Here is a 14,280-nt window from a genome sequence, read left to right on the forward strand (position 1 = left end):
CCCGCCCCGCCCAACTTGATTTGGCCGCAAAGGGGCGCGATCCGCGGGCGGTGGACCGGCCCCGGGGCGACCTTGCCCCAGGTCAGGTCCGCGCCTATCGATCGAGGCCGCCCGGGCGGCCGATGCCGAAGCTCGCACGGCCGGAAGTCAAGACACCCTTGCGCATCCTCGCCCTCCTCCTGACCCTGGTCGGCGGTCTCGTCGGTGCCCTCGCGCTCACGCTCGCCGCGAGCGCGCCCGCCCAGGCGGTGGAGGCGGTCCGCGTCACCCTCGACGCGCCGGTGATCGACCTGACCACCGCGATCGAGCGCTACCGCTCCGACGGCGACCTGATCCAGATCTCCACGGCGCCCGGCAAGGACGGCATCGTCCGGCGCATCGTCGTGAAGGCGCGCGACGCCGGCGCCCGGCCCGACTGGATCGTGTTCGCGCTCACCAACGACACCGACGAGCAGATCGACCGCATCCTGGTCGCCCCGCATTTCCGGCTGGTCGATTCCGGGGTGATCTGGCCCGATCTCGGCGGCTCGCGCATCGCCGCCATCACGGCGAGCCAGGGCATCCGGCCCGAGCGGGACGAGAACCCGGAGGCCGACCAGTTCACCATCACGCTCGATCCCGGCGCCACCGTCACTTACGTGGCCGAGCTGCGCGGCTCCAACGTCCCCCAGCTGCGCCTCTGGGACCAGGACGCCTACCGCCGCAAGACCGCCGGCCTGACCCTCTACAAGGGCATCATCATCGGGATCAGCGGCCTGCTGGCCCTGTTCCTGACCATCGTGTTCGTGGTCAAGGGCGCGATCATCTTCCCGGCCGCCGCCGCGCTCGCGTGGTCGGTGCTGGCCTATGCCTGCATCGATTTCGGCTTCCTGCAGCGGGTGTTCCCGGTCACCGAGCTCGCCGAGCGGGTCTACCGGGCCTCCGCGGAGGCGGTGCTCGGGGCGACGCTGCTGGTCTTCCTGTTCGCCTATCTCAACCTCGCCCGCTGGCACGTGCGCTACAGCCACGTGGCGTTCTTCTGGCTCGCCTTCCTGGCGGGCCTCGTCGGGCTCGCGGTGTTCGACCCGCCGGTGGCGGCGGGCGTGGCGCGGATCTCGATCGCCGCGGTGGCCGGGATCGGCCTGCTGCTGATCGTCTACCTCGCCGCCCATAACGGCTACGACCGGGCGATCCTGCTGGTGCCGACCTGGCTCCTGCTCGTCGTCTGGGTGACGGCGGCGGGGTTCGCGGTGACCGGCCAGATCGGCAGCGACCTCGTGCAGCCGGCCCTGATCGGCGGCCTCGTGCTGATCGTGATGCTGATCGGCTTCACGGTGCTCCAGCACGCCTTCGCGGGCGGCGGCCTCAGCCACACCCTGGTCTCCGACACGGAGCGGCGGGCGCTGGCGCTGACCGGCGCCGGCGACGTGGTGTTCGACTGGGACGTGCCCGCCGACCGGGTCTTCGTCGGCCCGGAGATCGAGGGCCAGCTCGGCCTCGCCCGCGGCACCCTGGAGGGGCCGGCCACCAACTGGCTGGGCGCGCTCCACCCCTTCGACGTGGAGCGCTACTCGGCCGCCCTCGACACGGTGATCGAGGAGCGGCGCGGCCGCATCGTCCACGATTTCCGCCTGCGCTCGGAGGCCGGCACGTTCTTCTGGTACCGCCTGAAGGCGCGGCCGGTGATCGGCGCCGACGGCGAGGTGATCCGGGTGGTCGGCACCATCGCGGACGTCACCGAGATCAAGACCGCCGAGGAGCGCCTGCTCCACGACGCCGTGCACGACAGCCTGACCGGCCTGCCGAACCGCGAATTGTTCGGCGACCGCCTCGACGCGGCTCTGGCCTTCGCCGGCCAGGACCAGCGCCTCAAGCCCACCGTGATCGTGCTGGACGTCGACCGGTTCAAGGGCATCAACGACGCGATCGGCCTGTCGGCGGGCGATTCGATCCTGCTGACCCTCTCGCGCCGGCTCGGCCGCCTGCTGCGCCCGCAGGACACGCTGGCCCGGGTGGCCGGCGACGAGTTCGCGGTGATCCTCCTCTCCGAGCGCGACCCCGACCGGATCCTGGCCTTCGCCGAGATGATCCGCCGGGCGATCGCGACGCCGATCACCTACGCCGACCGCGAGATCTTCCTGACCGTCTCGATCGGCCTCGCGCTCTACGAGGCCGGCGCCAACCTGAAGCGCGACGAGGTGTTCAAGAGCGCCGAGATCGCCATGATCCAGGCCAAGCGCAACGGCGGCGACCGGATCGAGGTGTTCCGCGCCCACATGCGCACCGACCGCTCCGACCGGCTGATGCTGGAGAGCGACCTGCGCAAGGCGATCGAACGCAACGAGTTGCGGGTCCTGTTCCTGCCGGTGGTGCGGCTCGAGGACCGCACTGTGGCGGGGTTCGAGACCGTGCTGCGCTGGGACCATCCGAAGCTCGGGCGCATCCCCGCCTCGACCTTCCTGCCGCTCGCCGAGGAGAGCGGCTTCGTGGTCAACCTGGGCATCTTCGCCCTGGAGCGCACCGCCCTGGAGCTCGCGGCGTGGCAGCGCTCCCTGGAGGTCGAGCCGCCGATCTTCGCGGCCTGCAACCTGTCCTCGCGCCAGCTCCTGCGCCACGACCTCCTGCACGACGTGAAGACCGTGCTGGCCCGCTCCGGCGCCCTGCCCGGCTCGCTCAAGCTGGAATTCAGCGAGAGCCTCGTGATGGAGAACCCGGAATACGCCGCCCAGATGCTGGCGCGGATCCACGACCTCGGCGCCGGCCTGTGCCTGTCGGATTTCGGCACCGGCTACTCGGCCCTCTCCTATCTCCAGCGCTTCCCGTTCGACACGATCAAGGTCGACGCGACCTTCGTGCGCCAGATCGGCACCGGGCAGACCGCGATCCTGCGCTCCATCGTGCGCATGGCGAGCGAGCTGAACCTCGCCATCGTGGCGGAGGGCTGCGAGTCCGAGGCCGACGCCCAGGCGCTCGCCGGTCTCGGCTGCGAGTACGCCCTCGGCCCGGCCTTCGGCGAGCCGATGACCATGCTGCAGGCCCGCCAGATCGTCGGGGCCGCCCCGGAAGCGGCCTGAGGGCTGCTCCCAGGACCCGATCCGGCGAAAGTCGCGGATCGGTTTAAGTTCGCCTTAACCATGTCCGATCAAGCTCCTGTTGATAGACGGGCCCTCCAGCGCCCGCGATGGGGATGGGTCGGATGGCCGAGGCGGCACGGCGTTACCAGCAGGCGGGCGGCTCGGACCTCGTGCGTCGCCTGATGGCCCGGCCGGTCCGGCTGGAGCAGCAGGTCCGGACCCGGATGCCCCTCCGCGACCCGCGCCGCGTCGACGCGTTCGCCGACGCCTATGCCGACGAGGCCGCGGACGACGCGGAGGCGCTGGCCGAGGCCGACGCGATCGTCCGCCTCGAGACCGAGTTGCAGGTGATGAAGGCGGTGCTCCGGGCCCAGCGGCAGGAGGTCGAGTCGCTGCGGGCGCAGCGCCAGCTCCTGACCGAATCGGCCCCGACCGACGATGTCCGCGCGACCCGCGAGCGCTGGGCGGCCCTGGTCGACTCGCTCCTGATCCGCGCCCGCTGATCCGTCACCAGGGCATGCGGGGGAGAGCCATGGGGGCGCGCTGCTCGCTCGTCGTCAACGGTCGGTCGGTCCGCGTCTCGACCGGCGACACGCCGCTGGAGGCGGCGCTGGCCGAGGGCATGATCGCGCCGCTGCAGGCGCAGTCCGGCAACCTGCTCGCCGGCCAGGGGATCGCTCAGGGGATCGCTCAGGGCAGCGCGGCGCCGTCCGGCCGCCGCCATCCGGCCCGCCGGGCCCGGGCCGAGGCCCTGCGCCCGGCCCTCCCCGGCGCCCCGATCCAGGGCCAGGAGGAGGCGCCGCCGCCGCCCGTCGCCGTCCGCAAGGGCACGGTCACGGAGATCCGCCGGCTCAGTCCCGGCATCCTCGAGATCGTCGCGACCCTGACCCGGCGCCCGACCGGCGAGCCCGGCCACCAGGCGCTGGTGACCTTCGCGGGTCTGCCGACGCGGACGCTGTCCCCGACCCTGCGGCTCGACGGCACCACCGAGATCAACGACGTGGTGTTCCACGTCGCCCGCGACCCCGAGGGCGATCCCCTCGACGGGCTCCGCCTCGACCAGCCGGTGCGTCTCAAGGGCCCCGTCGGCCGGGGGCAGTACCGCCCCGGGGGCGGCCGGCTCGTGCTGGTGGCGGCCGGCGCCGGCTTCGGCGCGATCTGGGCGATCGCCCGGGCGGCCCGCTACGTCGAGCCCGCCCGCGAGATGGCCCTGGCCGTCGGCGCCCGCGACGCCCTGGACCTCTACATGCGCGAGAGCCTGGACTGGCTGCGCCGCACCGGCGTCGGCCGGATCGTGCTCTGCGCCGATCGCGGCCGCCAGCGGCCGCCGGACGTGCGCTCCGGCCCGCTCAGCGCCCACCTGCCGAGCCTGCGCGCCACCGACGTGGTCCACGTGGCGGGCGACGTCTCGACGGTCGGCGCCGTGCAGGTGCTCGCCGCCTCGGTGGGCGCCCGCTGCTACCCGATCGTGATCGACTGAGCGCCGTCGCCTCGACGCGGCGGCGCCCTGCTGCTACCGGCGCCGGAGCGGCCGCACGGGGCCGATCCTGAGCCCGATCCGAGCCCCGATGATCCGCGTCCTCTGCCTCGGCTACAGCGTCACGGAGCTGCCGGGCTACGTCGAGCGGGCCAACGCCCTGGCCGAGGCCGAGGGGCGCCCGGTCACCTTCCTCCGCAGCGGCTGGGGCGGCCATTCCCTGCCCTCCATCGCCGCGCTGATCGACGAGATCCTGGACGCGATCCCCTGCGACCGCGTCCTCCTCGAGCTGTTCACCGGCAACGTCCGCTACTTCGACGGCGCGACGATGCGGGCCTATCTCGACGACATCCTCGCGGCGACCGCCCGGCGGGACCTGCCCGTCGCCTTCCTCAACCTCCACCAGGGCGGCGTCGACTACGCGGCCGAGCCCGTCGCCGGCCTGCTGGCGGAGTACCGCGCCCTCTACGGGATCCCCTATCTGGACATCGCCGCCCCGGTGGCGGCCGCGGGCGCGGGCGACATCACCTACCTGCTGAAGGACGCGACCCACGTCACGCCGGCGGGCGCCGACCTCTACGGCACCCTGGTCTACAGCTTCCTGCGCGCGCCGCCGCCGGGGCGGGCCTATATCGACCGGTTCCGGACCCTGCCGGGCCGGTTCGAGGTCTTGCCGCTGCGCGCCCTCCCCGGCCTGACCTGCGGGTTCGCCCTGCGCCGCAACGGCATCCCGCTGGACTTCCTGGAGATCCCGGAGGGCACGCGCGTCGCCGTTCCCCTGGGGCGCCCCCGCGACGTGATCGGGCTCCTCGTGACCTACGGGCCGCGGGCGGGCACGCTGACGGTCGAGGACCCGGCGACCGGGCGGGCGCGGACCCTCGTCGCCTACGACGAGTTCTCCTACTACACGCGCGCGATGTTCCGCAGCGTGACCCTCCCGGCGGCGCGCGCGCTGACGATCGCGCAGTCGGCGGAGCGCCCGGACATCGCCTTGCGCAAGGGCGCGCCGGATCCGGGTCCGCGGGTCGGGCGCGTGTCGCACGTCGTCTGCCGGCGCAGACTCGGCCTCGCCCCGCGCGCCGCGCGCCAGCTTCACCGGCTGCGGCGCGGCCTGAGCCGCGTCGGGTTGCGGCTCGGGCTCGTCCGAGGCGCCTGACTCCGGCCCCGTTCGGGCATAGTCATGCAGGAACGAGCGTTTGAATAACGCACATTTATGGCATTCGATTTATCGATTTCTGTACTTGTCGATTTAGTCTCTGTATCGGTTCGTGTCCTCGTGCGCGCGAAGAGTGGTGTGATCGATCGTGGCTTCCTGTTCGTGGCGTGTGATAAGCTGTGCCGGTGACGCCGGCGGAGATCGAACGGAATGCGGATCCTGCGCGATGCGAACCTGCATGTGAAAATGTCCGCGCCGCTCTTGTTCATGGTGATCGTGTGCGCCGCCTCTGCCGCGTACTCGCTCAGAGAACTCAGAGCGATCGAGGAGAGAGATAGATTTTTGGTGGATTACTATTTCGCGAGGCTCGAGATCTTCTCACGTGTCCGCGAAAAATTCGTCGATGCGGCCCTCATGAACCGCAACCTCATCATCGGCGCGCCGAAAGGCGACATCCCCCTCTTCCGCAAGCGCTACGACGCCTCCGTCAAGGCCGTGGCCGACGGCATCGAGACGCTGGAACAGGGCTCGCGGCGCGCGGAGATCGCGGCTCTGCAGCGCCAGATCGGCACGGTCGCCCGGGACTATTTCGACCTGCTCGACCGCTCCAACTACCTCGCGCTCCGGAATGACCGGCCGGCGGCGATCCAGGTCGGCGTGGTCGCCAGCCGGGAGGTCCGGGCGCAGTTCGATCGCGCGGCCCAGGCGTACGAGGCGGCGGCGGCGGCCCGCCTCGGCGAGGCGAAGATCGCCACGCAGCAGGGGGCCGAGCAGGCCCGGACGGTCCTGATCGGCGCCACGGTGGCGGGCCTGCTCGTCGCCCTGGGACTCTCCGCGGCCATCGTCGTGGTCGGTGTCACGCGGCCGCTCCACCGCCTCGTCGCCGCGCTGCGGCGCGTGGCGCAGGGCGACGGCGCGGCCACGATCCCGGAGGCGCGGCGCGGCGACGAGATCGGAGCGGTCGGCCGGGCGGTCGAGGCGATCCGGAGCTTGATCATCCGCAACGCCGAGGCGGAAGCCGAGGGCCGGCGGCGCGCGGACGCCGCCGCGGCCGCGGCCCGCAAGGAGGCCACGATGGGCCTCGCCCGGACCTTCGAGGCGGCGGTGGCCAGGATCGTGGACCGGGTCTCGACCGCCGCGGGCGAACTCGAAGGCACCGCCCACCAGATGACCGCGACCGCCCAGGAGACGGCCAGCCAGTCCGGCGCGGTGGCGCTGGCGGCCGAGGCTGCGGCGGTCAACATCGGCGCGGTGGCGGCCGCGACCGAGCGGCTCGGCAGCGCCATCCAGGCGATCGGCCGTCAGGCGGGCGGCTCGTCCGAACTCGCCCAGCAGGCGGTCGGCGAGGCCGACCAGACCGCCGGGCTCGTGGCCGAGTTGCGGCAGGCGGCCTCCGAGATCGGCGACGTGGTGCGGCTGATCGCGTCCATCGCCGAGCAGACCAACCTGCTGGCCCTCAACGCCACCATCGAGGCGGCGCGGGCCGGCGAGGCCGGCCGCGGCTTCGCGGTCGTGGCGGGCGAAGTGAAGGCCCTGGCCGAGAAGACCGCGCGGGCGACCGACGGGATCGCCGCGCAGATCGGCCGGATCCAGGGCGTGACCGGATCCGCGGTCGGCGCCATCGGCGCGATCATCGACCGGATCCGCGAGATCAACGGGGTGGCGATCGCGATCGCCGCGGCCGTGGAGGAGCAGGGCGCCGCGACCCGGGAGATCGTGCGCACCGTCGCCGAGGCGACGCGGGGCGCCGCGGAGGTGACCGGCACCATCGCCGGGGTGGCCGAGGCCTCCGAGCGGACGGGGGTCGCGGCCGACCACGTGCTCACGGCCGCCACCGCCCTGTCCCGTCAGTCCGAGGGGCTCGCGGCGGAGGTCGGGCGGTTCCTGGCCAACGTGCGCGCAGCCTGAGGGCGGAGCGGCCCGCTCCCGCGCGGGAGCGGGCCGGTGGCGACTCAGCCCAGGCGGACCCGCCAGATCTCCTCGGCGTACTCGCGCATGGCGCGATCGGAGGAGAACCACGCCATGCGGGCGGTGTTGCGGATCGCCTTCGCCCACCAGCCGCGGGGATCGCGCCACGCGGCGTCGATCGACCGCTGCACCCGCCAGTAATCGTCGAAATCGGCGGTGAGCAGGTACTGGTCGCGCCGGCGCAGGTCGTCGGTGAGCGGCCGGAACCGGCCCGGCTCCTCCGGCGAGAACCGTCCCGAGGCGATCATGTCGAGGGCGGCGGCCAGCCGCGGCGAGGCCTGGATCGCCCGGGCCGCGTAGTCCGGCTCGGCCTGCCGGGCGCGGACGCCGTCGGCCTCCAGGCCGAAGATGAAGATGTTGTCCGCCCCGACATGGTCGCGGATCTCGATGTTGGCGCCGTCGAGGGTGCCCACCGTGAGGGCGCCGTTGAGGGCGAACTTCATGTTGCCGGTGCCCGAGGCCTCCATGCCGGCGGTGGAGATCTGCTCCGACAGGTCGGCGGCCGGGATGATCGATTCGGCGAGGCTCACCGAGTAGTTCGGCAGGAACACCACCTTCAGCCGGTCCGCGACCTCGGGATCGTCGTTCACAGCCTTAGCGACGTCGCAGGCGAGCTTGATGATCAGCTTGGCCTGGACGTAGCTCGGCGCCGCCTTGCCGGCGAAGATCTTCACCCGGGGCGTCCAGTCCCGGTGCGGCTCGGCCTTGATCGCCTGATAGAGCGCCACGGTCTCGACCACGTTGAGGAGCTGGCGCTTGTACTCGTGGATGCGCTTGACCTGGATGTCGAACAAAGCGGCCGGATCGACGTCGATGCCGGTGCGCTCGGCGATGATCGCCGCCAGGGCCTCCTTGCGCTCCCGGCGCACGGCCGCGTAGCGCGCCACGAAGGCCGGATCCTCGGCATGGGCCTCGAGGCCCCGGAGCAGCTCGGGATTGTCCAGCACGCCGGCGCCCACCGTCTCCACGGCGAGCCGGGTGAGGCCGGGATTGGCGTTGTGGAACCAGCGGCGGAAGGTGATGCCGTTGGTCTTGTTGACGATCTTGTCCGGATCCAGCGCGTGCAGGTCGGAGAAGACCGTCGAGCGCATCAGGTCCGTGTGCAGGGCCGAGACGCCGTTGACCCGGCGCGCGCCGTGGAAGGCGAGGTGCCCCATCCGGACCCGCCGCCCGTGCGACTCGTCGATCAGCGAGATCGACGCGAGGTAGGCCGCGGCATCCGCCGATTCCTGCCGGCCGTGCTTGGCCTGCTCCTCCAAGTGCATCCAGTTGATCAGGTAGATGATCTGCATGTGGCGCGGCAGCAGCCGCTCCATCAGCTCCACCGGCCAGGTCTCCAGGGCCTCGGGCAGGAGGGTGTGGTTCGTGTAGTGCAGCGTGTGCGTGGTGACGTGCCACGCGTCCTCCCAGGAGAGGCCGTAGACATCGAGCAGGACGCGCATCAGCTCCGGCACCGCGATGGCCGGGTGCGTGTCGTTGAGCTGGATCGCCGCGTGGTCCGGCAGGGACCGGACGTCGCCGCGCTCGGCCACGTGGCGGGCCACGAGATCCTGGATCGAGGCCGCGGTGAAGAAGTATTCCTGGCGCAGGCGCAGCTCCTGGCCCTCGGCCGAGGAATCGCTCGGGTAGAGCACCCGCGAGATCGCCTCGGCGCGCATCCGCGCCGCGACCGCGCCGACATGGTCGCCGCCGTTGAAGCGGGCGAGGTCGACGGGCTCGCCGGCCTCGGCCTTCCACAGGCGCAGGCCGTTGACGTGGCGGCCGCGCCAGCCGACCACCGGCACGTCGTGGGCCACCGCCCGCACGGTCTCGGCCGGCTGCCAGTGGCGCCGGATCACGCCCTCCTCCGGCGAGGACAGCGTGACGGTGCCGCCGAACCCGATCGCGTAGGTCGCCTCGGGCCGGGCGAATTCCCAGGGGTTGCCCTCGGCCAGCCAGGTCTCCGGCGCCTCGCGCTGCCAGCCGTCCTCGAAGGACTGGCGGAACAGGCCGTGGTCGTAGCGGATGCCGTAGCCCATGGCCGGGATGCCGATGCTGGCCATGCTCTCCATGAAGCAGGCGGCGAGCCGCCCGAGGCCGCCATTGCCCAGGGCCGCGTCGGGCTCGGCCTCTTGCACGGCATCGAGATCGATCCCGAGCTCCCGGAGCGCGCCGCGGGTCGTCTCGGTGAGGCCGAGATTGTTCAGCGCGTCCGACATCAGCCGGCCGATCAGGAATTCCAGCGACAGGTAGTAGACGCGCTTGTTCGGCACGCTCCGCTCGGAGGTCAGCGCGGCGGCCACGATCCGCTCGCGCAGGGCCAGCGCCGTCGCGGCGAACCAGTCGCGCGGGCGGGCGGTCTCGGGCGTGCGGCCGAGCGTGAAGGTGAGCTTGGCGCGGATCGCCTCGCGCAGGTCCACCACCGCGTCGCCGCTGCCGGACAGCACCGGGGCGGTCCAGGCGGCCGGGGCGGGCGCCTCGGTTGCGCGCTCGTCGCGCGAGACATCTTGTGGCACAGGCCGGGTCAGAACATCGTTCAACACGTGCGGGTCCCCCAAAGTCGTCGCCCCGGATTCTAGCGCCGGGGGTATCGTGGGCGGATTATCTCTTTTGATGGATTGCCGCCGCATGAACGGACGGGCGATCCGTGCCCCGAAGCGTCCGACGATGCGGTCGGCTTCCGGCGAAGTCGTGGCAGCGCCGCTCCGGCGGAGCGCACGGGCACGCCGGAGGAGATATGGCAGGGCGGCGTGACATTCCAGGCACAGCCGCGCGGCGTCGCCCTGCGTGAGGGGCATGCGCACAGGTTTTGGGGGCCGCAGCCATTCCCTGGGCGACGCCGCGTCGGGGCATTTCGCGCGCAGCGCGCGCTCTCGGCGCATCCATCGCCGGTCGCCAGGGCGCGGGTCAGCGGTTAAGCGTGGGCCGCCGATGCGAGGGGCGCAGCATGACCGACACCGTCTGGTGGAAGCGCGGGACCGTCTACCAAGTCTATCCGCGCTCCTTTCAGGACACGAACGGCGACGGGGTCGGCGACCTGCCGGGCATCACGGCGCGGCTGGACTACCTCGCATGGCTAGGGGTCGACGCCGTGTGGATCTCGCCGGTCTACCCCTCGCCCATGGCCGATTTCGGTTACGACGTGGCCGATTACTGCGGGATCGACCCGCTGTTCGGCACGCTGGCCGATTTCGACGCCCTCGTGGCCGAGGCCCATCGGCGCCGGCTGAAGGTGATCCTCGACTTCGTGCCGAACCACTCCTCGATCGCGCATCCCTGGTTCTCCGAGAGCCGGTCGTCGCGCGCGAGCCCGAAGCGGGACTGGTACATCTGGCGCGACCCGGCGCCTGGCGGCGGCCCGCCCAACAACTGGCTGTCGAATTTCGGCGGCCCGGCCTGGACGCTGGATGAGACCACCGGCCAGTACTACTACCACGCCTTCCTGGCGGAGCAGCCGGACCTGAACTGGCGCAACCCCGCGGTGCGGGCGGCCATGCACGACGTGCTCCGCTTCTGGCTGGAGCGCGGGGTCGACGGGTTCCGGGTCGACGTGATCTGGCACCTGATGAAGGATGCGGGATTCCGCGACAACCCGGCCAATCCCGACTACGCGCCGGGCTCGCCCGAGATCAACCGCTTCACCCAGGTCTACTCCGCCGACCGGCCCGAGATCTTCGACGTGATCGCCGGGATGCGGGCGGTGCTGCGCCAGTACGGCGAGCGCGTGCTGATCGGCGAGATCTACCTGCCGGTGGAGCGGCTGGTCGCCTATTACGGCCCGGACCTGACCGGGGCCGACCTGCCGTTCAATTTCCAGCTGATCCAGACCCCGTGGCGGGCCGACGCGGTGGCCGACCTCGTGGCGCAGTACGAGGCGGCCCTGCCCGAGGGCGGCTGGCCGAACTGGGTGCTGGGCAACCACGACCAGCCGCGCATCGCCGCGCGGGTCGGGCCGGCGCAGGCCCGCATCGCCGCGATGCTGCTGCTGACCCTTCGGGGCACGCCGACCCTCTACTACGGCGACGAGATCGGCCTCGGCCACGTGCCGATCCCGCCCGACCGCGCCCGGGATCCCTGGGAGCACAACGAGCCCGGGCACGGCCGCGACCCGGAGCGCACGCCGATGCAGTGGGACGACAGTCCCCAGGCCGGCTTCTCCACGGCCGAACCCTGGCTGCCGCTGGCGGCGGATTGGGCAGCCTGCAACGTCGAGAGCCAGCGCTCGGATCCGGGCTCGATGCTCACCCTGCACCGGCGGCTGCTCGCCCTGCGCCGCGACCACGCGGCGCTCGCCGTGGGCGGCTACCGCGAGGTGCCGCTCGGGATCGCCGAGGTGCTCGCCTACGAGCGCTTCGCCGACGGGGACGTCCTGCGCGTGCTGCTGAATTTCGGCGCGGCGTCGCAGGACCTGCCGCTGCCCGAGGGGGCCTGGACCGTGCTGCTCTCGACCCGTCCGGGGCGCGCGGGCGAGCCGGCCGGCCTCACCCTCGCGCTGGAGCCCGCCGAGGGGGTGATTCTGCGCCGCGCCGGGTGACGCGAGGCCGCCCCGGCTCCGGCACCCGTCAAGCCGGGGACCGAATCAGGGGCTCGGCGGGCACCGCCGATCGGTCGAAGACGGACGAGCGGGACCCGTCCGGTTACGCCGGGCGCCGTCGTTCCGGGCCGAAGATCTGTATCCAGCGGCCGAAATCCGCCGTGGCGGCGCGATTTCTCGCTGCGATGCCACATAGGTAAGTGACGCTTAATCACCACGGTGGCCTATTTTGTGCGTCGCAACGGAACCGTCGCGGCGAAGGAGCATTGGCCGTGGTTGAGATCGTGACAGCCGTGCCTGCCCGGTCGACTGCCAGACCGGGGCATTCCGCCCGGCCAGGATCAATGCTGATGCTCGATGCGCGCCGTGGTGGTCCCTTCGCCGAGTGGTCGTCCGGCGAGGGGAACGGCGTCGGTCCCGTACCGGTTCCGGCCCGGCCGGCCTCGCTGCGCCGCCGCATCCTCTACGCGACGCCCGAGATGGCGGATTTCGTGAAGACCGGCGGCCTCGGCGAGGTCTCGGCCGCCCTGCCCCGGGCCCTGGTCCCGCACTACGACATCCGCGTCCTGATCCCAGGCTACCGGCAGGTCCGGGCCGCCTTCCCGGAGATCCCGGTCGTCGCCCGCCTCGAGGGCTTCGCGGGCATTCCCGCCTGCGACCTCGGCCTGGTCGAGGCGGCCGACGGCCTGCGGATCTACGTCCTGCTCAGCCCCGACCTCTACGAGCGCGACGGCACGCCCTACGGCGACCAGCACGGCGATTTCGGCGACAACGACCTGCGCTTCGCCCGCCTCAGCCTCGCGGCGGCGGACCTCGCCACCGGCGCCGATCCCGACTGGGCGGCCGACATCCTGCACCTCAACGACTGGCAGGCGGCCCTGGCGCCGGCCTATCTCGCGTGGCGCGGCCGGCGGGTCCCGAGCGTGCTGACCATCCACAACCTCGCCTACCAGGGCCTGTTCCCCCGGGACGCCCTGCCCCGGCTCGGCGTGCCGGACTCGGCCTTCCAGGTCGACGGCGCCGAGTTCTACGGACAGCTCTCCTTCCTGAAGGCCGGCATCTTCTACGCCTCGCAGGTCACCACGGTGAGCGAGACCTACGCGCGGGAGATCCAGACGCCCGAGCTGGGCTGCGGCCTCGACGGGCTGCTGCGCACCCGCGCCGGCCAGGGCCGGCTCGCCGGCATCCTGAACGGCATCGACGAGAGCTGGGATCCGACCACCGACCCGCACCTCGCCACGCGCTTCGAGATCGACGACTGGAAGGGCAAGCGCGCCAACACCGAGGCGGTGCGCCAGCAATTCGGCCTCGCGGTCTCCCGCGGGCCTCTCTTCGCCATCGTGTCGCGCCTCGTGCACCAGAAGGGCATCGACCTGAGCCTGCAGGCGGCCGAGACCATCGTGGCCGGGGGCGGCCAGCTCGTGGTGATCGGCCAGGGCGAGGGCCGGTTCGAGCAGGCGCTGCAGGGGTTGGCCAAGCGCCATCCCGACGCGGTCGGTGTGCATGTCGGCTTCGAGGAGGCGCAGGCCCGGCGGATGTTCGCCGGCAGCGACTTCCTGCTGATGCCCTCGCGCTTCGAGCCCTGCGGCCTCGCCCAGATGTACGCGCAGCGCTTCGGCTCCCTGCCGATCGTGCGCCGGACCGGCGGCCTCGCCGACACGGTCGAGGACGGCGTGACGGGCTTCACCTTCGGGGAGGCCTCGGCCGCCTCCTTCGGGGCGGCGGTGCGGCGGGCGCTGGAGGCCTTCGGCCAGAAGAAGCGCCTCAACGCCATGCGGCGGCGGGCCATGGCGGCCCATTTCGGCTGGGACCGGGCCGCCGAGAACTATGCCGGGCTCTACGGCCGGGCCATCGGCAACAGCGTCGGGCTGCGCTGGCGGGCGGCGTAGGGACTTCTCGCGGGCCCCCCTGCGGGGCGGGGAGGTCCGGTCGGGTCAGATCATCTCTGCCAACGGCGCGGGCGCTTCCCCTCGCGCCGCTTCACCGCGCCCGTCGTCCCGGGGCGTCGCAGCCGGACCCGGACGGATATGCCGGAGGGGGGCAACCCGGACCGCCGTCGGTGCGGACCTTGACCGCCGGCGGGCCTGGATCCCGGGCTCCGCTGCGCGGCCCC

Annotated in this window: 8 protein-coding genes; 7 read left to right on the forward strand and 1 reads right to left on the reverse strand. The window is 72.3% G+C overall.

Features of this window, described 5'->3' with window-relative positions:
* Window positions 1-122 precede the first annotated feature (122 nt).
* From ACQKQD_RS20740 to ACQKQD_RS20760, 5 genes are all read left to right on the forward strand, one after another.
* On the forward strand, window positions 123-3,053 hold the full coding sequence (locus ACQKQD_RS20740) for an EAL domain-containing protein (RefSeq protein WP_020093345.1): 2,931 nt from the start codon (window positions 123-125) through the stop codon (window positions 3,051-3,053).
* A 122-nt stretch (window positions 3,054-3,175) separates the two neighbouring features.
* The gene (locus tag ACQKQD_RS20745; RefSeq protein ID WP_020093344.1) at window positions 3,176-3,556 is read left to right on the forward strand and encodes a hypothetical protein; all 381 of its coding nucleotides are present in this window, start codon (window positions 3,176-3,178) and stop codon (window positions 3,554-3,556) included.
* A 29-nt stretch (window positions 3,557-3,585) separates the two neighbouring features.
* A complete protein-coding gene (locus ACQKQD_RS20750) occupies window positions 3,586-4,533 on the forward strand; it encodes a ferredoxin--NAD(+) reductase (protein ID WP_427509433.1) in 948 nt (315 codons plus the stop codon).
* A gap of 88 nt (window positions 4,534-4,621) precedes the next feature.
* Window positions 4,622-5,686, forward strand: coding sequence for an SGNH/GDSL hydrolase family protein (locus ACQKQD_RS20755; protein ID WP_427509434.1), 1,065 nt, complete (start codon window positions 4,622-4,624; stop codon window positions 5,684-5,686).
* 210 nt (window positions 5,687-5,896) lie between these two features.
* Window positions 5,897-7,594, forward strand: coding sequence for a methyl-accepting chemotaxis protein (locus tag ACQKQD_RS20760; protein ID WP_427509435.1), 1,698 nt, complete (start codon window positions 5,897-5,899; stop codon window positions 7,592-7,594).
* A gap of 44 nt (window positions 7,595-7,638) precedes the next feature.
* On the opposite strand, the gene ACQKQD_RS20765 is transcribed toward ACQKQD_RS20760, so the two are convergent.
* Window positions 7,639-10,176: a glycogen/starch/alpha-glucan phosphorylase gene (locus ACQKQD_RS20765; RefSeq protein ID WP_056523154.1), complete on the reverse strand. Its 2,538-nt coding sequence runs from the start codon at window positions 10,174-10,176 to the stop codon at window positions 7,639-7,641.
* Between the two features lie 404 nt (window positions 10,177-10,580).
* Here ACQKQD_RS20765 and ACQKQD_RS20770 point away from each other — a divergent pair, with 404 nt between their 5' ends.
* Window positions 10,581-12,167: an alpha-amylase family glycosyl hydrolase gene (locus ACQKQD_RS20770; protein WP_427509436.1), complete on the forward strand. Its 1,587-nt coding sequence runs from the start codon at window positions 10,581-10,583 to the stop codon at window positions 12,165-12,167.
* Window positions 12,168-12,517: 350 nt separating this feature from the next.
* The gene (gene glgA / locus ACQKQD_RS20775; RefSeq protein ID WP_427509437.1) at window positions 12,518-14,056 is read left to right on the forward strand and encodes a glycogen synthase GlgA; all 1,539 of its coding nucleotides are present in this window, start codon (window positions 12,518-12,520) and stop codon (window positions 14,054-14,056) included.
* Window positions 14,057-14,280 lie beyond the last annotated feature (224 nt).

It is taken from the genome of Methylobacterium sp. NPDC080182 (assembly GCF_050281105.1).
Classification (GTDB): domain Bacteria; phylum Pseudomonadota; class Alphaproteobacteria; order Rhizobiales; family Beijerinckiaceae; genus Methylobacterium.

What these genes read in the sequence shown, in the direction of transcription:
- ACQKQD_RS20770 (WP_427509436.1), top strand. Translation starts at nt 10,581, where the DNA reads ATGACCGACACCGTCTGGTGGAAGCGCGGGACCGTCTACCAAGTCTAT.
- ACQKQD_RS20745 (WP_020093344.1), top strand. Translation starts at nt 3,176, where the DNA reads ATGGCCGAGGCGGCACGGCGTTACCAGCAGGCGGGCGGCTCGGACCTC.
- glgA (WP_427509437.1), top strand. Translation starts at nt 12,518, where the DNA reads ATGCTCGATGCGCGCCGTGGTGGTCCCTTCGCCGAGTGGTCGTCCGGC.
- ACQKQD_RS20740 (WP_020093345.1), top strand. Translation starts at nt 123, where the DNA reads ATGCCGAAGCTCGCACGGCCGGAAGTCAAGACACCCTTGCGCATCCTC.
- ACQKQD_RS20750 (WP_427509433.1), top strand. Translation starts at nt 3,586, where the DNA reads ATGGGGGCGCGCTGCTCGCTCGTCGTCAACGGTCGGTCGGTCCGCGTC.
- ACQKQD_RS20755 (WP_427509434.1), top strand. Translation starts at nt 4,622, where the DNA reads ATGATCCGCGTCCTCTGCCTCGGCTACAGCGTCACGGAGCTGCCGGGC.
- ACQKQD_RS20760 (WP_427509435.1), top strand. Translation starts at nt 5,897, where the DNA reads ATGCGGATCCTGCGCGATGCGAACCTGCATGTGAAAATGTCCGCGCCG.